The organism is Paenarthrobacter sp. NPDC057355 (assembly GCF_042667405.1).
In the GTDB taxonomy this organism is placed as follows: Bacteria; Actinomycetota; Actinomycetes; order Actinomycetales; family Micrococcaceae; genus Arthrobacter.
In genome coordinates this window covers 1-20,910 of sequence record NZ_JBHVAL010000033.1, presented here as the reverse complement: position 1 = coordinate 20,910, position 20,910 = coordinate 1, and the positions used below count along the sequence as shown (strand labels likewise).

20 protein-coding genes and 1 pseudogene are annotated in these 20,910 nt (G+C 64.3%); 15 read left to right on the top strand and 6 right to left on the bottom strand.

The window, feature by feature from the left end:
- Positions 1-163: 163 nt before the first annotated feature.
- A complete protein-coding gene (locus tag ACFUOZ_RS20930; protein ID WP_262277116.1) occupies positions 164-796 on the bottom strand; it encodes a uracil-DNA glycosylase in 633 nt (210 codons plus the stop codon).
- 255 nt (positions 797-1,051) lie between these two features.
- On the opposite strand from ACFUOZ_RS20930, the gene ACFUOZ_RS20925 reads away from it, so the two are divergent.
- The 8 genes from ACFUOZ_RS20925 (at position 1,052) to ACFUOZ_RS20890 (ending at position 8,875) form a co-directional block, all read left to right on the top strand.
- On the top strand, positions 1,052-1,390 hold the full coding sequence (locus tag ACFUOZ_RS20925) for a hypothetical protein (protein WP_377551857.1): 339 nt from the start codon (positions 1,052-1,054) through the stop codon (positions 1,388-1,390).
- A 182-nt stretch (positions 1,391-1,572) separates the two neighbouring features.
- Positions 1,573-2,283, top strand: a complete 711-nt coding sequence (locus ACFUOZ_RS20920) for a SipW-dependent-type signal peptide-containing protein (protein WP_377551855.1) — start codon at positions 1,573-1,575, stop codon at positions 2,281-2,283.
- Between the two features lie 96 nt (positions 2,284-2,379).
- On the top strand, positions 2,380-2,898 hold the full coding sequence (locus ACFUOZ_RS20915; protein ID WP_377551853.1) for a signal peptidase I: 519 nt from the start codon (positions 2,380-2,382) through the stop codon (positions 2,896-2,898).
- Between the two features lie 7 nt (positions 2,899-2,905).
- A complete protein-coding gene (locus tag ACFUOZ_RS20910) occupies positions 2,906-3,655 on the top strand; it encodes a hypothetical protein (RefSeq protein ID WP_377551851.1) in 750 nt (249 codons plus the stop codon).
- Positions 3,652-5,442, top strand: coding sequence for a choice-of-anchor G family protein (locus ACFUOZ_RS20905; RefSeq protein ID WP_377551849.1), 1,791 nt, complete (start codon positions 3,652-3,654; stop codon positions 5,440-5,442). The genes ACFUOZ_RS20910 and ACFUOZ_RS20905 overlap by 4 nt, the downstream gene beginning before the upstream one ends.
- A gap of 196 nt (positions 5,443-5,638) precedes the next feature.
- Positions 5,639-6,928, top strand: a complete 1,290-nt coding sequence (locus ACFUOZ_RS20900; protein WP_377551847.1) for an adenylosuccinate synthase — start codon at positions 5,639-5,641, stop codon at positions 6,926-6,928.
- Between the two features lie 313 nt (positions 6,929-7,241).
- Positions 7,242-7,616 carry a MarR family transcriptional regulator gene (locus ACFUOZ_RS20895; RefSeq protein WP_377551859.1) on the top strand — a complete coding sequence of 125 codons (375 nt, stop codon included), beginning with the start codon at positions 7,242-7,244 and terminating at the stop codon, positions 7,614-7,616.
- Positions 7,613-8,875 carry an MFS transporter gene (locus ACFUOZ_RS20890; protein WP_377551845.1) on the top strand — a complete coding sequence of 421 codons (1,263 nt, stop codon included), beginning with the start codon at positions 7,613-7,615 and terminating at the stop codon, positions 8,873-8,875. The genes ACFUOZ_RS20895 and ACFUOZ_RS20890 overlap by 4 nt, the downstream gene beginning before the upstream one ends.
- A 110-nt stretch (positions 8,876-8,985) precedes the next feature.
- On the opposite strand, the gene ACFUOZ_RS20885 is transcribed toward ACFUOZ_RS20890, so the two are convergent.
- Both ACFUOZ_RS20885 and ACFUOZ_RS20880 read right to left on the bottom strand, forming a co-directional pair.
- Positions 8,986-9,690 carry an RES domain-containing protein gene (locus ACFUOZ_RS20885; protein ID WP_377551843.1) on the bottom strand — a complete coding sequence of 235 codons (705 nt, stop codon included), beginning with the start codon at positions 9,688-9,690 and terminating at the stop codon, positions 8,986-8,988.
- Between the two features lie 2 nt (positions 9,691-9,692).
- Positions 9,693-9,956, bottom strand: a complete 264-nt coding sequence (locus ACFUOZ_RS20880; protein ID WP_377551841.1) for a hypothetical protein — start codon at positions 9,954-9,956, stop codon at positions 9,693-9,695.
- A gap of 413 nt (positions 9,957-10,369) precedes the next feature.
- Here ACFUOZ_RS20880 and ACFUOZ_RS20875 point away from each other — a divergent pair, with 413 nt between their 5' ends.
- The 5 genes from ACFUOZ_RS20875 to ACFUOZ_RS20855 all read left to right on the top strand — a co-directional run bounded on the left by ACFUOZ_RS20875 (position 10,370) and on the right by ACFUOZ_RS20855 (position 15,812).
- Positions 10,370-11,830 carry an MFS transporter gene (locus tag ACFUOZ_RS20875; protein ID WP_377551839.1) on the top strand — a complete coding sequence of 487 codons (1,461 nt, stop codon included), beginning with the start codon at positions 10,370-10,372 and terminating at the stop codon, positions 11,828-11,830.
- 10 nt (positions 11,831-11,840) lie between these two features.
- On the top strand, positions 11,841-12,713 hold the full coding sequence (locus tag ACFUOZ_RS20870) for an SMP-30/gluconolactonase/LRE family protein (protein WP_377551837.1): 873 nt from the start codon (positions 11,841-11,843) through the stop codon (positions 12,711-12,713).
- 96 nt (positions 12,714-12,809) lie between these two features.
- Positions 12,810-13,043, top strand: coding sequence for a DUF6480 family protein (locus tag ACFUOZ_RS20865; RefSeq protein ID WP_262277130.1), 234 nt, complete (start codon positions 12,810-12,812; stop codon positions 13,041-13,043).
- Between the two features lie 61 nt (positions 13,044-13,104).
- The gene (locus tag ACFUOZ_RS20860; RefSeq protein WP_377551835.1) at positions 13,105-14,034 is read left to right on the top strand and encodes an NADP-dependent oxidoreductase; all 930 of its coding nucleotides are present in this window, start codon (positions 13,105-13,107) and stop codon (positions 14,032-14,034) included.
- A gap of 179 nt (positions 14,035-14,213) precedes the next feature.
- Positions 14,214-15,812 (top strand): ABC-F family ATP-binding cassette domain-containing protein, encoded by a 1,599-nt coding sequence (locus ACFUOZ_RS20855; protein WP_377551833.1) that lies wholly within the window; start codon positions 14,214-14,216, stop codon positions 15,810-15,812.
- Between the two features lie 94 nt (positions 15,813-15,906).
- Here the strand turns inward: ACFUOZ_RS20855 and ACFUOZ_RS20850 are convergent, their stop codons facing one another.
- Positions 15,907-16,740, bottom strand: coding sequence for an alpha/beta fold hydrolase (locus tag ACFUOZ_RS20850; RefSeq protein WP_377551831.1), 834 nt, complete (start codon positions 16,738-16,740; stop codon positions 15,907-15,909).
- Positions 16,741-16,835: 95 nt separating this feature from the next.
- Here ACFUOZ_RS20850 and ACFUOZ_RS20845 point away from each other — a divergent pair, with 95 nt between their 5' ends.
- Positions 16,836-17,402: a TetR/AcrR family transcriptional regulator gene (locus ACFUOZ_RS20845; RefSeq protein ID WP_377551829.1), complete on the top strand. Its 567-nt coding sequence runs from the start codon at positions 16,836-16,838 to the stop codon at positions 17,400-17,402.
- 30 nt (positions 17,403-17,432) lie between these two features.
- A complete protein-coding gene (locus ACFUOZ_RS20840) occupies positions 17,433-18,569 on the top strand; it encodes an App1 family protein (protein WP_377551827.1) in 1,137 nt (378 codons plus the stop codon).
- A 27-nt stretch (positions 18,570-18,596) separates the two neighbouring features.
- Here ACFUOZ_RS20840 and ACFUOZ_RS20835 read toward each other — a convergent pair whose 3' ends face one another.
- Complete coding sequence (locus tag ACFUOZ_RS20835) at positions 18,597-20,321, bottom strand: PHP domain-containing protein (protein WP_377551825.1); 1,725 nt, start codon at positions 20,319-20,321, stop codon at positions 18,597-18,599.
- Between the two features lie 245 nt (positions 20,322-20,566).
- A pseudogene (locus ACFUOZ_RS20830) lies at positions 20,567-20,910 on the bottom strand (hypothetical protein); the annotation flags it as partial.

Sequence of the window (20,910 nt, the reverse complement as noted above, 5' to 3'; positions counted from 1 at the left end):
TATACTAGCCCGGGCCTACCCCCGCGCCACCCCCCCCCCCCCCAACCCCGCGGGCGGCCCACACAAACCGGTGGGGGCCGCCGTCGTGGTTAACCCGCCCAACCAGGTAACAGCACGTGCTCTAATGAAGCGTCAGTGGAGCGTTTGCTGTTACTCAGTTGGGTCAGGACTTGCGCGGGATACCCGTGCGGGCCATGGCTTCGGCGTAGGCGCCGTGGATGGCGTCCAGGTATTCCTGCTGGCGTTCCGGAGTTCCGGCGAAGGAACGGCCGCCGAGCGAGCGGACCTTGAACGTCTTAAAACCGCGGCGTGCGATGCTGGCCGGGGCTGCCTTCATGAGCTGATCGGCCAGGCGGTGTGCCTCGTTGCCGTGGGCCACCAGGGCGGAGGTGCGCGGCAGGAGCTGCAGGAGGCGCAGGAGCGGCTTGAGGCCTTCGGTGATGTTGGCGGGGGTGAGCTTGCCCGGTTCCTCGTTCGGCTCGATCCACGGGTATGCGTTCCACGGCATCACGAGCTCCGGACGCAGGCCCAGCTGCCACTGCATTCCGAGCATGCGGGTGCTGGCTTCTTCGTCGCCCGGGGTGATGAAGCCCTCACCGGACGTGGTGCGCTGGTTGGAGAAAAGGCTGACGATACGGCAGTCATCCATGCTGTGGGCGGGGTCGATGTAGAGGACCTCGCTGCCCGGCTTCTGTTCCTTGATGGAGTCGCACAGCTCGTTGACCTCAGCGATGTGCGGTTCGTAGCGGCGGTTCCAGAGGGTTTGTTCGGGTGATTCAGTCGCCAGTTCTTGCATCAGGGCTTAGGTCTCCTAGGTGTTACAGCGCACCGGATGCAGGTGCCGCGGGCATGCCGCAGCGAAACCTGGAAGGTGCTGTTGGGGGCTAACTAACCTTACCGGACTCGGTGCCTCTCCCGGGCCCGTCCCGGCGTGCCACCGAATGCGACACGGCGTGTTGCGCGGGAAACGTGGCGGGCGTCTCTGCGGCGCCGCTCGCTTCCCAACAGCAACTCTCGACGGCGGTGCGTCCTTTCCGGCAAGATGCCCGGTATGGAGAAACAAGAGTCGCCCGCTGCCGCCGTTTCCGCTTTCGAGGAACTCGGTGCCGAGCTGGCCCCGGCCGGAGTGGTCATGGGGAAGATGTTCGGCGCGAGCTCACTCATGCTGGGCAAAAAGGCGCTGGCCTGCCTGAACGGCGACAAGGTGACATTCAAACTGGGCAAGGAGACCGCCGAACATGCGCGCGCCTTGGCTCTTCCAGGAGCTGCCCTTTTTGATCCTTCCGGGATGAACCGCCCCTTCAAGGACTGGGTGGAGGTGCCCTTCAGCTCGCACACGGAATGGCCTGCCTTCGCTGAAGCCGCCCTGGATTTCGTGACTGGCGGCTAAGCTGCCCAAGCCGCTCCGCACCGGCGTCGAACGTCCGCGTTAACCCTAAAGTGCACCTTGGCCGGGTGACGCTTTTCCTGCCCCGGATAATGACGGTGAAACCACTGGTTTCGGGGGAAACCGTTCGGCCTCCCCACCAGTTCAGCATCGTCAACCGTGGGGGTTAGATAATGGTCTCAAAGATGTCATCCAACAGGGCTACGAAGGTCCGCGCGCTACTTGCGGGCGGCCTTGTCCTGGGCGTGGGAGCCGCGTTCACGCTGGCCGCCTGGACAGACAACGAGTGGGTCTTCGGCAACTCCGGTGGCGATAACGGACCGGGCACGCTGACCTACCACATGGAACAAAACACCTTCAGCAACACCAACGGCACGGGTGCCGACGCGTGGAGTGACAAGCCGAACATCCCCACCGTGCCGAGTTCGGCTACCGATGGCGCGCTGACCTTCGGTGCCATCTCCGCAGCCCTGAAGCCCGGTGATACGGCGTACGCTCCCATGCAGCTCCGGGCTGCCGCTGGCTCTGAAGCACTCACGGCCACCCTGGCTGAGGCGGTGAAGCTGGGCGGGAACGCAGTGGACACCACCACCAACTCCCTGGCCCTCTACAACGCCCTGACGTACCGCGCGGTACAGGGCGTCACCCCGGCCAACTGCACCGCTGGCGACCTGACCGCCGGCACGGACATCGTGGGCTCCGCAGGGGCCAGTGTCCCGCTGACCACGGTTTCCGCAACGCCGATTTCCCTGCCCAAGGGTGCCGACGTATCAACGGCCGGCTCCCCGGTGAACCTTTGCTTCGCCATCACCCTTCCGTCCGCGGTGACTGACGTGACCTTGCAGGGTAAGCAGACCGTGCCGCTGTGGAGGTTCACCAGCATCGCCGGCTCGTAATTCGGCTCTGTGACAGAGCCCTTGACCCGGACCAGAAGCTCGTCCCCATTGCCCCCTTCGGCCCCTGCCTTAGGAGGGGCGGGCTTCTGGACCGCCATGTCCGGCATCCTCAAGGTTTCCCGTGAGATTGCGCTGACATTGGTGGCAGTGCTCGGGCTGGTGTGCATCCTGGCGCTTGTCCTTGGATTCGTTTACAAGGCCTCGTTCGTCGTCTTCAGGACCGGGTCCATGGAGCCCATCTATCCGGTGGGAGCCCTGTCCCTCACGGTGCAGGTGCCGGCGACGGAGCTGGCCCCGGGCGACGTCGTATCCGTGAAGCGGTCGGAGTCCGGCGTTCTTGTCACCCACCGTGTGGTGTCCGTGGAGCCCTCTGGCACCGGTGCTTCTTTGCGGCTCAAGGGGGATGCGAACAGTTCCGAGGATCCACTGCCCTATCAAGTGGAGACCGGCCAAAAGGTACTCCTGACGGTGCCAGCAGTGGGTTCCTGGGTAATGGCGATGCGGGGCCCCGGTTTCATCGCCGCCGCAACGTTGGCGGTTGCCGGGCTCGTGGTGTGGGCGTATTGGCCCAAACGGGTTGCCCGTCACAAAGGTGTGGTGTCAACAGGGAGGTGAATGAGCGGTGAATCAGTGGACCAGGATGGCGAGGACCGCAGCTGCGGTGTGTGTCGCCGTCGTCGTCAGTGCGCTGGGTTGTGCTCTTCCAGCCGCCGTTCCCGCCCACGCTGCCGACCACCTCATCCCCGTTCCCGAGAATGGGACTCCGGGGCTCCTGTGGCTTTCCTCTTCCGTGTACCCGCTGGAGTTCCCGCAACTCGCGCGGGGTGATTCGTTCGTGTGGCAGATTGGGTTGTCGTTGGAAAAACCTGAAGCCACGTCCTCGCTCCAACTCACGGCCACGGGCACCTTGGCGGCCGCGGACGGCTACGCGATCGCCGTGGATGAATGCCCCACGCCGTGGCAGGGCGACAGCGGGCTGAACCAGCGGTTGGAATGCCCGGCTGGTTCAACGCCCCGGGTCCGCACCACCCGGCTCGGCGATTGGGACCAGGCCCTCCGCATCCCGCTCAGCAACCTCCGCGCCGGAACGTCACCGTACCTCCGCTTCACCCTTGCCGGGCCTGCCGACACCGCTCCTCCGCAGGGCGCGACGCTCACCTTGGGCATCGGGATCAGTGCCATGGGGGACGACGACGGCGGCAGCGCACCTTCGCAGCCCCCGGTGGCCGGTGGCGGAAGCAAGGAGCCCCTTGGCAACACGGGCGCTTCGTTCCTCCCGGCGCTGTTCGCCGGCGGTGCCCTGTTCCTCCTGGGAACGGCCGTGCTGGCGCTGGTCAGACGGCCGCGTGAAACCCCGGAGCGAAGCGCATGACGCCCCGGCACGCCTTGGACAAGCCCCGGCGCCGGGCCTTCCCAGGGGCCTTCCGCGGAGCAATCCTCAAGCGGCCCCGCCGCTCGGCGTTCGTCGCAGCAGTCGCCGCCATCGCTGTGGCCGCGACGACCAGCATCACGACAGCCGCGTGGACGGACAACGAGTGGGTGCGCAGCGCCATTGGAGTGAGTTCGCCTGGAGACTGCACTACCAACTCGATGTTCACCAACCAGGCGTGGGCCAGGCAGCTGCAAGGGAGCGTGCTGAACACCAACCTGGACACTGTGGCCGGCGTCCAAGGGCTGACTGTGGTGAACAACGGAACCACCGCCACGCCCACGCCGTTGTCGGCCGTCCTGGTGCCCGGAACCACGGATGCGTACGTCACCAAGATTCCTGTGACCGCACTGGGCAGCAGTCCGGTGAACGTCGGGCTGGGGCTCGGGGCTCCGGTGGGTGGTCTTGGCACCTACACGCAGTGGGCGCGCTCGCAGAAGAGCGGGCAGGCCCACGGCGCTTCCGGCCTGGTGTCCGACCAGACGGGCGCCGTGGACGTTGCCGGAACCTCCCAGGGGGCGGCCACGGCGCCAAAATCGGCCAGTATTTCGTTGGGGAACATCGTCCCAGCCTCCCTGTCCGGGGTGACCCTGGACGTTGGCGCGCTTGCTTCGTCGTCGGCGGTTGATGCCTGCGTGATGACCAACGGGTGGCCGATGTTGAACCCCACTCCCACTGTGCAGCGCCAATACGGGATAGCCGGGCTGGACCTTACCGCGGCGATTCCCGCCGTCGGAACGTTGTCGACCCAGGGGGCGTCGCTGGTGGGCGCCGTTCCGACGCAGCTGAATGCGTTACTGGGCACCGGCGGGCTGACGACGGGGATCTCCGATGGGATTTCGGCCCTCGTCAATCCTTTGCTGGGGTCGCTGTCACTCGGGTCCATCAGCACCACGGCAACGCTGTCCGCCCCTGATCTGAGCGGCGTCACGGCGATGATGACCGAGTCCATGACCGACGGCATCGTCACCGTCAACCTGGGGAACGGGACGGTCAAGGTCGACATCGCATCCCTCACCGGGAGTGCCACCACAGGGCTGAATGGCATGGCGCCAAACCACGCCGTGGTTTTGGATGCCGCCATGACCACGGCGGTGACCAGCAGGGTGACTGCCTTGCTTGACGCATGGAAGAACCGCGTCGTGGCTGCCCTGACTACGGCCTTGCGGGCCATCACGCTGAATGCCAACACCAACATCACCCTGAAACTGGCCGGGCTCAACGCAGCGACCATCGCCGTCAAGATGGGCTCGGCCACCGGCGCCACCACAGGCATATCTTTGGGCGACTTCCTCGACGGGAACGCTGTGGCACCCCAGGTGACCGCCAACGTCATTGGCCTTGACCTTGGCGGCGTGGTTGCCGCGTTGCTGGGTCCCATCACGTCGGCACTTCTCACCGGCACAAACGCTGTGGTGAAGAACGTCCTCAACGCCACCATTTTCAACGCGGGCCTCATCCCGAACCTGGGCGCCAGCCTTCAGTTGCTCATCACACCGGTGATCAACGCCGTCGGGCCTGTCCTAACAGCAGTCCGCACCTTGGTGGCCATCAACGTCAACGTCCAACCCGATCAAAGCTGGGCGGGTACCAAACCGGCGGACGTGACGGCCGCAGCGGGTGAGTACAAGGTCTCCGCCATCCGTGTGGGGCTCGTGGACAGTGCCGGGCTGCTGAGCTTGTCCTTGGGCAGTTCGTCGGCGGGTCCGGCCGCCCTGAAGGTTCCTTGACTTCTTCATAACTGCACCCCAACGGCGGCCAAACACCAGAGAAACCGTTGCCATCGGCTAAACTTGGCTGGTAAGAGCCCCGAAACTCTTGCGTACGCCATGCCTTCGGGTGGGCTGCACCAGTAAGCATCGGGGCGTTCTCATGTACGGCGCCCGGCCACACCGGCTTGGCCCGAAAAGAATGGGGGAGGATCCCATGCCCGCTATCGTGATCGTCGGAGCCCAGTGGGGCGACGAAGGCAAAGGCAAAGCAACCGATCTGCTCGGTGGCCGCGTTGACTACGTGGTCAAGCCCAACGGCGGTAACAACGCCGGGCACACCGTGGTTGTTGGCGGTGAGAAGTATGAGCTGAAGCTCCTTCCCGCGGGCATCCTGAGCCCCAACGCAATTCCCATTATTGGCAACGGCTGCGTAGTGAACCTCGAGGCCCTGTTCCAGGAGATCGACGGCCTGGAAGCCCGCGGCGCGGACACCTCCCGCCTGCGTGTTTCCGCCAACGCCCACCTCGTCGCTCCGTACCACCAGGTGCTGGACAAGGTGACCGAACGCTTCCTCGGCAGCCGGGCCATCGGCACCACCGGCCGCGGCATCGGCCCGGCCTACATGGACAAGGTGGCCCGCCTGGGCATCCGCGTCCAGGACGTCTTCGACGAGTCGATCCTCCGCCAGAAGGTGGAAGGCTCGCTGCGCCAGAAGAACGAACTCCTGGTCAAGGTCTACAACCGCCGCGACATCATCGCTGACGAAATCGTGGAGTACTTCCTGTCCTTCGCCGAGCGGCTGCGCCCGCTGGTCATCGACAGCACCCTGGTCCTCAACAACGCCCTGGACGAGGGCAAGGTTGTGCTCATGGAAGGCGGCCAGGCAACCTTCCTGGACGTGGACCACGGCACCTACCCGTTCGTGACCTCCTCCAACCCGACTGCCGGCGGCGCTTCCGTTGGTTCGGGCATTGGCCCCACGCGCATCTCGCGCTCCATCGGCATCATCAAGGCCTACACCACCCGTGTTGGCGCCGGACCGTTCCCCACTGAGCTGTTCGACGACATGGGCGTGTACTTGCAGAAGACCGGTGGCGAGTTCGGCGTGAACACCGGCCGTCCCCGCCGCTGCGGTTGGTACGACGCCGTCCTGGCCCGCCACGCCTCGCGCGTCAACGGCTTCACGGACTACTTCGTCACCAAGCTGGACGTCCTCACGGGCATCGAGCAGATCCCCGTTTGCGTGGCCTACGACGTTGACGGCGTCCGCCACGACGAAATGCCCATGACGCAGACCGAGTTCCACCACGCAGTGCCGATCTTCGAGTACTTCGACGGCTGGACCGAGGACATCACCGGCGCCCGCACCCTGGAAGACCTCCCCCAGAACGCCCGCAACTACGTGTTGGCCCTCGAGAAGCTCTCCGGCACGCGCTTCTCGGCGATCGGCGTCGGCCCGGACCGCGACCAGACGATCGTGGTGCACGACCTCATCAACGACTAAGGCCTGCCGCCGCGGCTGGCTGAATTAACGACGACGGCGGGCCGTCTTTAAGGTCTCCGGAACCATAGGTTCCCGGGAACCTTAGGGGCGGCCCGCCGTCGTTCTTTAACTCCGCACATAGCCCTCATCACATTCCATGGACAGCTTGCTGATGGGAGGAGCATAATAGTTAGCGGAGCTAATTAGCACTGCTAACTATTAGGCCAACCTCAGGAGGCGCCTCCCAGTGACCGAAGCCAACGTGGCAGCAAGCCCAGCAACCGATTCCGATATCCAACCGGACATCCTCGCCATAGACCTGCGAACAGCCGTGATGCGCACATCCCGCAGGCTTCGCATCGAAGCGACGGGCGATGTCATCACTCCGGGTCAATACACCGTGTTGGCCCACCTGAATGCCGGGCCGCAGTCACTCCGGGAACTGGCCGATCGCGAGCATGTCCAGGCACCCTCGATGACCCGGATCGTGAATGCGCTGACCGGGCAGGGCTTCGTGTCGCGGCAGGCAAACCCCGCAGACGGGCGACAGGTCCAGATCAGCATCACCGACCCGGGCCGGGAAGTCCTGGCTGAAGCCCGAAGCCAGCGGACCGCGTGGTTGGCCCAGCGAGTTGCGGGGCTGAGCGATGAGGACCGGCTGACCCTCAGCCGCGCCGCCCGCATCATGCAGGAGATGAGCGCCAAGTGAGCGCCATGTTCCGGGCCCTTGAAAGTCCCAATTACCGCCTTTGGGCCGGCGGTGCCCTGGTCTCCAACATCGGCACCTGGATGCAGCGGGTTGCCCAGGACTGGCTGGTGTTGACCGTCCTTACCAATCACTCCGGAACGGCCGTAGGTGTTACAACGGCTTTGCAGTTCCTTCCCATGTTGCTGTTCGGCCCCTACGCGGGGGTGCTGGCTGACCGCTACCGTAAACGCGTAATCCTTTTCTGGACCCAGGCGGCCATGGGGATCTGCGGCCTCGTAGTCGGACTCCTGGTGGTGACCGGAGTTGCCCAGCTGTGGCACGTCTACATTGCCGCAGTTGCCCTGGGCCTCGCGGCGGCCATGGATGCACCGGCCCGACAAGCCTTCGTCTCGGAACTCGTGGGCCCGGACAAGCTCGCCAATGCCGTGGCCCTGAACTCGGCGTCGTTCAACAGCGCGCGGCTCACCGGCCCTGCTATCGCCGGCGTGCTCATTGCGTGGATCGGCACCGGGCCGGTGTTCCTCCTCAATGCCGCGAGCTTCGTCGCGGTCATCATTTCGCTGATGCGCGTCAAAACCTCCGAATTGGAGCCCGCGACGCCAGTGGCGCGCGGCAAACACCAGTTCCTGGACGGACTCGGCTACGTCAGGCAACGGCCCGACCTGGTGCTCATCATGGCCATGGTGGGGTTGCTCGGAGCGTTCGGCATGAACTTCCCGGTCACCAATTCGTTGATGGCCACGGCGGAGTTCGGGATGGGACCTGAGGAGTTCGGCCTCCTGGGTTCCATCATGGCCATCGGAACCCTTGCCGGAGCCTTGCTCGCCGCCCGCCGGTCCGGCCCGCGCCTGCGATTCCTGCTTGGCGGCGCCCTGAGCCTGGGTGCCTTCACTTTGCTGGCAAGCATTGCGCCGACCTTCTGGATCTACGCCGCCGCGCTGGTTCCCGTTGGCCTTGCCTCCATTACCTTCCTCAACAGCTGCAACACAACTATCCAGCTCTCTGTCGAGCCACAGTTCCGTGGCCGTGTCCTGGCGCTGTACCTTGCCATCCTGCAGGGTGGCACCGCCATAGGTTCCCCCCTCATGGGGTGGATCGGTACGGAGTTCGGGGCGCGTTGGGCGGTTGCAGGGGGCGGCGCGGTGGTCCTGGTGACCGGCGTCGCGTGCGTCATCATGGTGAGCCGACGCAGCAAGAAAACGCTCCACCAGCATGTGCGCAGCGTATGGCGCCGCAGAAAGTCGGCTCCGGCTTCATAGGCTGTAGGCTGTCGGCGCCGTCAGGCGTCCACCACGGCAGGGGCGTTTCGGAAGTGGCCGACGGCGATAAGTACCGCCCCGAGCGCGGCCCACCCGTCGAGAACCAACCATTAGTCTTCCCGCCAAGACAGGCCGAGTACTTCGAAGGCCTCGTGGATGGCTGCCGAGCGGTGGTCGAGTTCCACGGAATGTGGTTTGTCCAGGTTGGGGCTGGTGGGTGGGTCTCCTGGACGTTCAAAGATGGCCCAGAGTTGGAGCTCGTCGCCATGGCGGGAGTTGAAGGTTACGCCGTCGACGGTAGTGGTGTCGTAGAGCCAGGCGGCTATGGCTTGGGTAAGTTGCCTCGGCCGGGCGTCCTTGAGGGCTGCAGCGTCGAAGTCGGTCAGACCGAGGCTCAGTGCTTTGGCGACGAAGTGCGGGTACAGGGCGCTGACGGTGGCTGAAGTCGTCACGGCACAGTAGTTTCCGCTCAGTTCTGCTCGTGCCGCGGTGCGGGGCTCGAGCCATTCCCGTGGCTCTTCTCCGGGGAGGATGGTGGGATGCAGGACGTGGTCTTCGTCGTCTTCGATGATCTCGCCTAGCTCCGAGGCGAGGCGTGGATCAGGCCGGAAGCCGGCGAGGACTTCCAACAGGCAGGCTTTCAGCGAAGAACCGGCATAGACGGTCCGGAAGTTGCCGTGCAGGTCGTCCCATCGCCCAGGGAATCGCCCGTTGGTGGACCATTCCCATCCACTCCATGCCCACGGGTCCGGTCGGAACCCTATCCGCCACACGGTTCGCAATGCAGGAATGATGGTCAGTTCATTCGTTGCCATGCTTAGCCGGCGGCCGCAAAAGCACGCGCCGCGGCGAGAACCTGCTGTGCGGCCTCATCGACGTGGCCTTCCCGAAGCAACCTGGCCGGGGGGACATCTTCCAGTTGCGGGTTCATGCCTAGGAACCATGCTTGGACCACAGTACGGGAATCGCGCTCAGCCAGCAGTGCTGCCACGTGGTAGGCGTGCCGGAGGCGGGTCATGATCTCCGCGGAAGGTTTACGCTCACCATCGGCCCATTGGCGGACCGCCCGGGTTTCCTTCACGGAGCCAATGTATGCGACTAGTTTCGCGCCTAGGATGTCACGCAGGTCCCGGACCAGTTCAGCCTCGGGCAGCCTGATTGAATCTTGGTGCGCCTTCAGTCCTCCGCGAGCTCCTGCAACTGCTGTCATAATGCCATGCTCCCACGGACTACAGTTTGTTTCAACACCTCAATCACACCCAATATCACAGCCGGAAACGCCGCCAGTGGTCCCATCTATCAGCGAACCACCAACTGTGGCGTGCAGGATCTTGTTTCGTTGCGCTAGAGCCGCTTTGGCTTCGCCCAAGGCGGCCAGGGTCGGGGCGTGTCCGAGCGCCGCCACCGGGACTAATTCCGCCACCCGTACCGTTACCCCCTGAGGGGCTTGCCCCGGGAACGAACGTAACGAGCTGACGACGGGGAACGAGACACATGACTACAGAAACTGCCGACGGCGTTGGGTTCCGTTCCAAGCGTGGCCCCATCCTCATTGCCCTGATGCTGTCCACTGGCCTGGTAGCGATCGATTCAACGATTGTCGCAACGGCCGTGCCGTCCATCGTTGAGGACATCGGCGGCTTCAGTTCCTTCCCCTGGCTCTTCTCGGCGTACCTGTTGGCGCAGGCTGTATCGGTCCCGATCTATGCCAAGTTGTCGGACATGCTGGGCCGTAAGCCGCTTATCCTGAGCGGGATCGGCCTGTTCCTGCTGGGTTCGATCCTGTGCGGGCTGGCGTGGAGCATGCCCGCTCTCATTGCTTTCCGCGTGCTTCAGGGCCTCGGCGCAGGTGCGGTGCAGCCGGTGTCCATCACCATTGCCGGCGACATCTACACCCTTGCCGAGCGCGCCAAGGTGCAGGGCTATCTTGCAAGTGTGTGGGCCATTTCCTCCGTGGTGGGGCCAACCCTCGGCGGTATCTTTGCTTCCCTGGGGATCTGGCGCTGGATCTTCCTGATCAACATTCCCCTGTGCTTCCTCGCCGCTTGGATGCTGGTACGTACCTTCCACGAAAACGTCGAGCGCGCCAAGCACCGGATCGACTATCTGGGCGCGTCCCTGTTGACGGTCTCCTTGAGCCTGCTGATCCTCGGAGCGCTGGAGGGTGGCCAGGCCTGGGCGTGGAACTCGCCTGTGAGCATTGCCGTCTTCGCAGTGGGCGCCTTGCTGTTTGGCGCATTTGTCTTGGCTGAGCGCAGGGCTGCGGAACCCATTTTGCCTGCCTGGGTGGTCTCGCGGCGGCTTCTCGCAACCACGGCTTTGATTTCTTTCGGCGTCGGCGCCGTCATGTTGGGCCTGACCTCGTACGTCCCAACGTTCCTCGAAGGAGCGCTTAAAACATCTCCGATCCTTGCGGGCCTGGCGTTGGCGGCCCTGACTTTGGGCTGGCCGATCAGCGCCTCCCAAGCCGGCAGGTTCTACCTCCGGATCGGGTTCAAGCGGACGGCCTTGATCGGGATCTCCATCTCGGTGGCCGGCGCGGCGGTGCTGGCGTTCACGGCGTACTCGCCCAACGTCGTCTGGGTCGCGCTGTCGTGCTTCGTTGTGGGCTTGGGCCTGGGGCTGGTTGCCACTCCGAGTCTCATCGCCGCCCAGTCCAGCGTGGAGTGGAACGAACGCGGGGTGGTCACCGGCACGAACCTCTTCGCGCGGTCGATCGGCAGTGCACTGGGCGTGGCGGTTTTCGGCGCGATCGCGAATGCCATCTACGCTGGCGGCCCGAGTGGCGGCGCCGATCCGCAAACCACGGTGAACGCCTCCAGCGCGGTGTTCGTGGCGGTGCTGATCAGCGCCGTGCTCACGGTGGTGGCGGTGATCGCGATGCCTGGTGCGCAGCGAGCGGACGCCAACACACCAGCTGACGCAAAGGCCGCCTCGGGAGCTGTGGAGGACTAGTCTCGAACGCATGGACGAACTGATCACCGGCTCTCTGGAAAAGCTTTTCGAAGGCACAGTGTGGGCGGAAGGGCCGGTCTGGGTACCGGGATCGCAGACGGTTCGCTGGAGCGACATTCCCAACAACCGCATCCTGGAGTTCAGCCCAACCACAGGCGCCACGCGCGAGTACGCCACCGCCGTCGAATACACCAACGGCCGGACCCTCGACCGCGACGGCAGCGTGGTCCAGTGCAGCCACGGCCGCCGACGTGTCGAGCGGGATCACGACGGCGATGTCACGCCGATCGTCGACTCGTTCGGTGAGCATCGGCTCAATTCGCCCAACGATGTTGTGGTCGCCAGTGATGGAACTGTATGGTTCACGGATCCTCCGTACGGAATCCTTCCCGGCACGGTGGAAGGGCACGAGGGCGAGCAGGAATATGGCGGCTGCTACGTCTTCAGGTTTGACCCGGCCACAGGGGATCTGACGCCGGTGATCACAGACCTCGTCCATCCCAACGGCCTGGCCTTTTCGCCGGACGAATCGCTGCTGTACGTTTCGGACACGGCGGGCCCGTCCCACGGTGTTCCGTTGCGGATCGCCGTGTATCCGGTAATGGACGGCGCGTGCGGCTCCGGAACCACCTTCGTGGAGCTCGAGGACGACAAAGCCTCGGACGGTTTCCGCGTGGACGTCGAGGGCCGCGTTTGGACCTCGGCAGGTGCGTCCGTGCGGGTTTACGCGCCCGACGGCGAGCTGCTGGCCGCCGTCGAACTTCCGGAAAGGGTCTCGAATCTTTGTTTCGGCGGCCCCGATGGCCATGACCTCTACATCACCGCCACGTCGTCCTTGTACCGACTGCGGACGGTGACGCGCGACGCCGTGTGGGGGCGCTGACCGGCACTTCCCCGGATTTGTAAGGCTGCTGTGGTTCTGGCTCGCGGTTCGCTACGCTGGATCAAAGGCGTCACCACTGCTATCAGGGGAGTGAACGTGTCAGGACCCAATCCGGACCCGTACGAGGACAAGATCACAGGACTGGAGCCGGGCGGGGGAGTGCCTCCGGGCGAGACCCCGCCGGGAGAATCATCCACGGCCGGACCGCAGGGCCATGACGAGGGCGGACCGCGGAAGGGCAGCCAGATTTTGTGGATGTCGGTCATCGGCGTCTTCGTCCTGTTGTCCATGCTCTACTTCATCGGGTACATCGTGGGATTCTTCGACTAAAGCACCGAATTGAAACAGCAGTCATAGGAATAGCCGGGCACAAGTGGAAGTTGTCGCCCACATGAAGGCAATCACCTACAGCAAGTACGGAAACCCCGACGTCCTGGAACTCACCGAGCAGCCAATGCCCAAGGTGGGCCCCGGCATGGTGCTGGTCAAGGTCAAAACGGCATCGGTGAATCCGGTGGATTGGAAGATCATGGCCGGCTACCTGGACCCGCTCATGGACATCCAGTTTCCGGCCATCCCGGGCTGGGACGTTGCCGGGGTGGTGGAGTCGGTTGGTATTGATGCACCGCACTTCCAGCCCGGGGAAGAGGTGATCGCCTATGGTCGCAAGGACTTTGTCCACGGCGGCAGCTTTGCCGAGTACATTGCACTGCCGGAGCGGCTCTTGGCCCGCAAACCGGAGAGCCTGGACTGGAATGAGTCCGCTGGCCTGCCGCTTGCCGGCTTGACGGCTTTTCAGGTGTTGAGGCGCCTGGAACTCGCCGCCGGCGAGACCGTGCTGATCCACGGCGGTTCCGGAGGTGTCGGCTCCCTCGGTATCCAAATCGCGAAGGCCCTCGGTGCGGAAGTCATCGCGACTGCTTCGGAGAAGAACCACGATTTCCTCCGCTCGCTGGGAGCCGAACCGGTTGCGTACGGAGAGGGCCTGTCCGGCAGGCTGCGGGAACTTCGCCCGGAAGGTATCGACGTCGTTGCGGACTTCGTCGGCGGCAACCTCTCAACAACCCTTGAGGTGCTGAAGGACAATGGCCGACATGCCTCCATTGCCGACAGCGACGTGGAAGAGCACGGCGGCACCTGGATGTGGGTCAACCCGGTGGGGGCCGAACTGCAGGAGCTCGCAGACTTGGTGGATCAGCGGAAACTACAGGTGGAGGTCGCTGAAACCTTCCCGCTGTCCCAGGCCGCGGATGCCTTCCGGCTCAACATGGATGGCCACACCCGCGGCAAGATCGTGGTCACCGTAGACGGGAACGATTGAGGAAACTTGCCTTCAAGGGCCATCTTTGTGAGACTGAAATCCTCTATTCCCCAGTGTTAGGCCGATGTTTTGACGGACATTCAAGGTTTCGCGACGCAAACCAAGCGCTGACACGCATCTGATGTCCTTCCGGGCCGGTGGCAGCGCATTCGCTGAAATCACTGGAGTCCTGAAACATCATGCCTGTTACAAAGAATCCGTCCATCACCCTGTCCGACGTCAGCTTTCACTGGCCCGACGGTACCCCGGCTCTCACTGAAGTCTCCGGAACGTTCGGTGCCGGCCGCACCGGGCTGGTCGGTTCCAATGGCGCGGGCAAATCAACACTGCTCCGCCTCATTGCCGGTCTCCTCGCCCCGACGCATGGACACATCACCACCAACGGCGACGTCGGATACCTTCCACAAACGCTCACGCTGCTCACTGATTCCACCGTGGCTGACCTCCTCGGAATCGGCGCCAAGGTGACGGCCCTCAGGGCCATCGAATCCGGTGACGCATCGGTGGAAAACTTTGACGTGGTGGGCGATGACTGGGACATTGAGACGCGCGCCGACGAGGCCCTGCGCCACATCGGCTTCTCGTCCGCTGACCTGGACCGGAGCGTCGGGGAGATTTCGGGCGGCGAGGCCATGCTGGTCGCCATCGCGGGGCTAAGGCTCCAGAGGACGGCGATCACGCTCCTGGACGAGCCCACGAATAATCTGGACCGGGAGGCACGGGCCAAGTTGTCAGGTCTTTTGTCCGGCTGGCCTGGCACGCTGGTGGTGGTCAGCCATGACCTCGCTTTGCTGGAATTGATGGACAACACAGCCGAACTGCACGGGGGAGAACTCACGGTCTTCGGCGGACCCTACAGCGCCTGGCGGTCCCACGTGGAGGAGCAGCAGGCCGCGGCAGTGCAGGCTGCCCAGGCCGCAAAACAGGCGGTGAAGGTTGAGAAGCGCCAGCGCCAAGAGGCCGAAGCGAAGCTGGCAAAGCGGGCCCGGACCGGCCAAACCAGCTATGACAACAAAAAGGGTTCCAAAATTCTCATGAACCAGCGGGCCTCCGACGCCCAGGTGTCGGCGGGGAAGCTGCGTTCAGGTTCGGACAATAAAGTGGTCGCCGCCCAGGCGGCATTGGACGCGGCCTCCGCCAGGATCAGGGAAGAGGAGCGCATCAGCGTGGACCTTCCTGATCCGGATGTCCCACGCAGCCGCCGGATAGCGGAGTTGCGGGGAACCAACCGCGCCTTCCTGATGGAAGGCCCGGAACGGGTGGCCATCATCGGCGCGAACGGGGTGGGAAAAACCACCTTGCTCGAACGCGTGGTTGCCGGTGAAGACGGGCCAGCCGGTGGTCGGCTGCTGACGGAGCGGGCCGGCTACCTGCGCCAGCGGCTCGATGGCCTGGACGATGCTGCCACCACCCTGCAAAATGTGCAGGCGGCCGCCCCGGACGTGCCCGCAGGTGAGATCAGAAACCAGTTGGCACGGTTCCTTCTGCGTGGCGACAGCGTCTACCGCCCCGTTCACACCCTTTCCGGGGGTGAGCGCTTCAGGGTGTCGCTGGCCAGGCTCCTTTTCGCAGATCCGCCGCCCCAGGTCCTGATTCTCGACGAGCCCACGAACAACCTCGACATCCAAAGCGTGGACCATTTGGTGGAGGCGCTGAATGCTTACCGTGGCGCCGTTATCCTGGTCAGTCACGACGACGACTTCCTGGCCCGCCTGAACCTGGACGCCATGCTTCGCCTGGACCATGACGGTTCGCTAACCGAAGTGCCTCCAGCGTAAGCGCGCATCACGACGGCGGCAGCCCGCCTTTGGTTCCTTCCGGAACCGCCGGTGAGCTGCCGCCGTCGTTCTTTAAGCAGTTGGCGCCTGAACGCTACTTGGCCAGGAAGCCGAGCAGGACCTCGTTGATCTCCGCGCCGTGCGTCCAGAGGAAGCCGTGGGGGGCGTCCTCGATCTCGACGTATTCTGCCGCGGGGAGGCGCTTGGTGAATTCGCGGCCGGTGGCGTCGATCGGGAGGATGCGGTCGCCGGTTCCGTGGACGATCAGGGACGGTACGGTAACCTTTTCGATGTCGGCACGGAAGTCGGTCAGCCAGGTGTCAACCACTGCGAACGATGCGTACCAGGACGAGCCTGCGGCGACGTTCCAGGAGTTGCGCAGTGCTTCTTCGCTGAGGCGGTTTCCGAGGAAGTTGTCCGTGTTGTAGAAGTCCTTGTAGAAGTTGCTGAACCAGGAGTACCGGTCTTCGATGGCGGCGTTGCGGATGCCGTCGAACACGGAGGAGGGAACGCCCGTGGGGTTGTCGTCGGTCTGGAGGAGGAACGGCTCGAGGGAGGCCAGGAAGACGGCCTTGGCGACGCGGGCCTCGCCGTAGGTGCCGATGTAGCGCCCGACTTCGCCGGTACCCATGGAGAAGCCCACCAGCACGGCGTCCTGCAGGTCGAGGGTTTCCAGGACGGTGTTGAGGTCGGCTGCGAAGGTGTCGTAGTCGTAGCCCGTGGTGGTCTTGCTGGATTTGCCGAAGCCGCGGCGGTCGTAGGTGATGACGCGGTAGCCGGCGTTGAGGAGGGCGGCGGTCTGCTTCTCCCAGGAAGCACCGTCAAGGGGATATCCGTGGATCAGGACGACGGGCTGGCCTGCACCGTGGTCCTCATAGTAGAGCTCGATGTCCGTGGTGTTTTCAGTTCCGACTTTGATGAAGCCCATGATTCTGTTCCCTTTTCTCGAAGTAGAGAACGATCGTTCTCTCTCTAGGGCAAATACTATAGAACGATCGTTCTCAATTCAAGTACTATTGACCCATGGATATTTCCGAAGTCCGTCAACGCATCGTCGCGACAGCCGATGGGCTCTACAACGCCAAGGGCATCCAGTCCGTGGGCATGGACGAGCTGCGTACGGCCGCCGGTGTCTCCCTGAAGAAGCTGTACCAGGAATTTCCGTCCAAAAGCAGCATCGTGATGGCCGTGCTGGAGCGCCGCCACGAGTCCTGGACCCAGGGACTGGACGCTACGGTGAGGCAGGCCGCTGATCCGCGGGCCAAACTCCTGGCCATCTTCGACTACCTTGCCGGGTGGTTCTGCCAGGACTCGTTCCGCGGCTGCGGTTTCATCAACAGCTTCGCCGAGCTGGGCGCCGTCAGCCCTGAAGTGGCGGATTATGCGCGGAAACACAAGGAATCTTTCCAGGAGTATGTCGCTGGCCTTGCGGCTGAAGCGGGGGCGCCGCCCTATCTGGCACCGCAGCTTTCGATCCTGGCGGAGGGCGCACAGACGACGGCGGCCATCGCCGGATCGCCCGAAGCCGCCGGACAAGCCCGCCAGGCTGCCGAAGTGCTGATCGATTCCGCTCTGAGTCGTGTTCCGTAACCTAAGTCCCGGCCATGGAAGACTGGAAACATGTCTTTTCGTCCCGCACGGCCGCGCCCCACGTCCACTGCAGGCAGCAGCATCAGCCTGACGCCGCCCCGCGAGCAGGCGCGCCACATTGCGATGAGGCTCGACGACGCGTGGCTGAGGCTGCAGACCCGCCTGGCCATCCGCAGGGGCCGGGTTGAAACGGTCATCCCCTACACCGGCTACGGCAGCACGTCCTGGGTCAGGGTCCTGGCGCGGGTGGTCCGCAGTGATCCCAGGGACGCTGCCGCCGGCCACGCCAACCCGCTGCAGGAGAGCATGCGCGGGTGGCGCAACTTCACCAGCGCCCCGGTGGCACACGCGGCCGTGCAGGTCACTATCGCCGGCACCACCCATGACGTCGTGGCGGACCGCGGAGGCGTGGTGGACGCCCGTATCCCGGTGGAGCTGACGGCTGGATGGCACACCATTACCTTGAAATCCGGTGGCTCCAAAACGGTGGAGGCTCCGGTGGAAGTGGTGGCTGACGACGCCCGGTTCGGGGTTGTGTCCGATATCGATGACACGGTGATGGTGACAGCCCTTCCGCGCCCCTTCCTGGCTGCCTGGAACACGTTCGTCCTCAACGAGCACGCCAGGACCCCAACGCCTGGCATGGCAGTGCTGTACGAACGGATTGCACGCACCGCTCCATCTGCGCCCGTGCTGTACCTCTCCACCGGAGCCTGGAATGTAGCTCCTACGCTGTCCCGCTTCCTCTCCCGCAATCTGTACCCCGCCGGGCCCAAGCTCCTGACCGACTGGGGACCCACGCCCGACCGCTGGTTCCGCAGCGGCCAGGAGCATAAGAGGACATCGTTGGAACGCCTCGCTGAGGAATTCCCCAACATAAAATGGCTGCTTGTAGGTGATGACGGGCAGCATGACGAAGCCATCTACTCCGACTTTGCCCAGCGCCACCCCGAAAACGTCCGGGCCATCGCCATCCGCCAGCTCTCCGCCGGTGAAGCCGTCCTCGCAGGTGGGCGGTCCAAATCCGGGGGCCAGCCGACCCCCGGAGTTCCCTGGATCTACGCCCCCGATGGTGCCGGGATGTCCGCGCAATTGGAGGAACTGGGCATCATCAGGAACGAGGTCCGCTCAGCCGATGACCCCGAGGAAGGCGACGTTCAGTCGTAAGCCGGCCGCCGCCTTCCTGCCCGGCAGCTATACGACGTCGATGAATACCGGGTTCGCGTAGAACCAGGTGTCCGCCCACGGGTCGGCATCACCGAGGTTCAGGCCATGGCGAACGGGGCCGGCCGGATCCACGGACGCTCCGTAGTAGCCTGCGCCGTGGCGGTTGCCGTCGCTTCCGCGGAGGCGGAAGTAGCAAGACCCCTGGACATCCTTGATCACGTGCTTGATGGTGAAGGTTCCAGTGCGCCCGGATACATCGATCTGCTTCCACACCGTCGTTCCCGGAGCCGTCATGGTGTCGCGGTCAGCGGCTGCGCCGGTGACGGCCCCACCGATCACGTCAACGTGCGCGAGTTTCGGCAGGATACCCGCGAAGTTGCGGTAGTCCGTCGTCGTAATGGTGATGGAAATTTCGACGTCGGCACCTCGCCTCACCTGCAGATGCGACCCCAAGGTGACGCCGTTGCGTCCGTTGCTGTTGGCGGCGCTGTTCCCGCGCACCTCGCGGACGCGGACATCGAGTCCCTGGAGGAGGTGGCCATGGTCAACCCACATGCGGCCGTTGCGCATCGCTTCCAGGACTCCCATGTAGGAGTGCTGGGTGACGCCGGTGTGGAGGCGGCTGAACTGGCCCGGCCAGTAGTCGCTGCCGCCCTGCTTTTCTCCGGTGTCGAACGGGTCTGGCCGCTTGCCGGTGACGGACCAGCGGTCGAATTCGTTGGGCAGGCTGAGGTAGGGCTCCACGGCCGGGTATGGCCCGGTCTTCCAGGTGTCCTTGACCGTGAGGTGGTTGTCGGAGTTGGAGGTGATCCAGAACGGCAGGCCTTCGGCGAGCATCGAATCCCACACACCACCCACCGTCGCGGTTGCCCAGTCGAAGCCGCCGTAGGGGCGGAATGCATCTGCGGGATACCCGGGAAAGCTGTATTGGGTGGGGTTGTTGGTGTATTCGCCGCGCTGGTCGCCGGCCCGTGCAAACTGGCTGACTCCGGAGCCTTGGGCGCCGGGTGCTCCTTCCATGCCGATCATCACTTCCCGGGCGGAATCGCGCCAGGCACGGAGCTCGTGCGGGGAATCGATGCCAAGCCGCATGGGGTGGTTTGCCAGGACCACGACGTCGTCGATGCCGCCGGAGCGTCGCTGGTTGGCCAGCCAGGCGATGGCTTCCACGGCCTTGCGTTCAAAGGTCTCCACTTGCGCGGTGCCAGGGGTTGGTTTCTCCCACTGGTTCAGCTTGCCGTCCCATACCAGTTCGAAGGTGCGCAGGAGGCTGACTTCGTTGGGGCCCGGAGCGACGAGGACGGAGGCATGTTCTGCGCCGGGGATGTACCACTCGAGCCCTTGGAAGATCAGCATTCCCGGGCGGGCTGCCCGCTGGGCCTGGATTTCCTTGTTGGCGTTGACGGCGCCGCCGTTGTTGGCATGGCCGAAGTTGCTGTGTTCCGTGAGCGCCAGCCAATCCACGCCGTAGCTCTGGGCGGTGTCCAGCTGTTGCTTGATCATGTATTTCGCGTCGTGGCTGTACTGGGTGTGGACGTGGTGGTCCCCGACCAGCCACTTCAGCTGGGGGTCGTTCCCGCCCGGGGTGGCCACCGCGGGCCGGGCCAAAGCGGTTGAGGCTGCGGCGCCTGCGGCCAAGATGCCCGCCGACTGCAGGATGAGCCGTCGGCTCAGCCCCATGCTCTTCAGTTCAGCGTCTGCCAGCTCCACGCTCCGGGTGTGGGTGGTTTCCGAGTGTTCTCCGGTGCACATTGCGTCTTCCCTCTGTTGATTCCGATCCCCCCAGCGGGATCACAGTAGGCAAGGGTGGTGGCACGGAGGTTAACCGGGCGGGAACGCTTGGGGAGCGTTGCGTGCAACGACTGCCCACTCCTTAAAAGGCCAACGGCCCCGATACGCCATCTGCATAAGCGTGTCGGGGCCGTTGGAGTTATTCTCGCCGGGCCTGATCGGGCTGGGGGGAAAGGAAACCGATCAGGCCCGGCGGGGCTTGGTGGTTATTTGGTGGTTTCGGTGCGTTGGGTGCCGGTGAAGGCGAAGGCGATGGTGGAGGTGGCGCCTTGGAAGGTGTTGTCTGCTGTGGTGGGGAAGGCGGTGGTGACTTTGAGGTTGTCGGTCTTGGCTGAGGTCAGGGAGGTGAGGTTGTTGAGGACCTTGTTCGCTGCGATGACCGGCGCCGAGGCCAGGACGGTGGTTTTGGTGCCACCGCAGGTGTAGGGGGCGGCGGTGCCGGTCCAGGCCACGGAGCAGTTTTCGATGGTCAGTTGCAGGCCGTTGGTGGTGTCGGTGGTGAGCAGGGATCCGGTGGCCCCGGCGCTGGTGGTGAGGGTGACGTTGTTCA

Excerpts from the sequence above, each read along its gene's own strand:
- ACFUOZ_RS20930 (WP_262277116.1), bottom strand. The coding sequence starts at position 796 with ATGCAAGAACTGGCGACTGAATCACCCGAACAAACCCTCTGGAACCGC.
- ACFUOZ_RS20925 (WP_377551857.1), top strand. The coding sequence starts at position 1,052 with ATGGAGAAACAAGAGTCGCCCGCTGCCGCCGTTTCCGCTTTCGAGGAA.
- ACFUOZ_RS20920 (WP_377551855.1), top strand. The coding sequence starts at position 1,573 with ATGTCATCCAACAGGGCTACGAAGGTCCGCGCGCTACTTGCGGGCGGC.
- ACFUOZ_RS20915 (WP_377551853.1), top strand. The coding sequence starts at position 2,380 with ATGTCCGGCATCCTCAAGGTTTCCCGTGAGATTGCGCTGACATTGGTG.
- ACFUOZ_RS20905 (WP_377551849.1), top strand. The coding sequence starts at position 3,652 with ATGACGCCCCGGCACGCCTTGGACAAGCCCCGGCGCCGGGCCTTCCCA.
- ACFUOZ_RS20900 (WP_377551847.1), top strand. The coding sequence starts at position 5,639 with ATGCCCGCTATCGTGATCGTCGGAGCCCAGTGGGGCGACGAAGGCAAA.
- ACFUOZ_RS20895 (WP_377551859.1), top strand. The coding sequence starts at position 7,242 with ATGCGCACATCCCGCAGGCTTCGCATCGAAGCGACGGGCGATGTCATC.
- ACFUOZ_RS20885 (WP_377551843.1), bottom strand. The coding sequence starts at position 9,690 with ATGGCAACGAATGAACTGACCATCATTCCTGCATTGCGAACCGTGTGG.
- ACFUOZ_RS20875 (WP_377551839.1), top strand. The coding sequence starts at position 10,370 with ATGACTACAGAAACTGCCGACGGCGTTGGGTTCCGTTCCAAGCGTGGC.
- ACFUOZ_RS20870 (WP_377551837.1), top strand. The coding sequence starts at position 11,841 with ATGGACGAACTGATCACCGGCTCTCTGGAAAAGCTTTTCGAAGGCACA.
- ACFUOZ_RS20860 (WP_377551835.1), top strand. The coding sequence starts at position 13,105 with ATGAAGGCAATCACCTACAGCAAGTACGGAAACCCCGACGTCCTGGAA.
- ACFUOZ_RS20855 (WP_377551833.1), top strand. The coding sequence starts at position 14,214 with ATGCCTGTTACAAAGAATCCGTCCATCACCCTGTCCGACGTCAGCTTT.
- ACFUOZ_RS20850 (WP_377551831.1), bottom strand. The coding sequence starts at position 16,740 with ATGGGCTTCATCAAAGTCGGAACTGAAAACACCACGGACATCGAGCTC.
- ACFUOZ_RS20845 (WP_377551829.1), top strand. The coding sequence starts at position 16,836 with ATGGATATTTCCGAAGTCCGTCAACGCATCGTCGCGACAGCCGATGGG.
- ACFUOZ_RS20840 (WP_377551827.1), top strand. The coding sequence starts at position 17,433 with ATGTCTTTTCGTCCCGCACGGCCGCGCCCCACGTCCACTGCAGGCAGC.
- ACFUOZ_RS20835 (WP_377551825.1), bottom strand. The coding sequence starts at position 20,321 with ATGTGCACCGGAGAACACTCGGAAACCACCCACACCCGGAGCGTGGAG.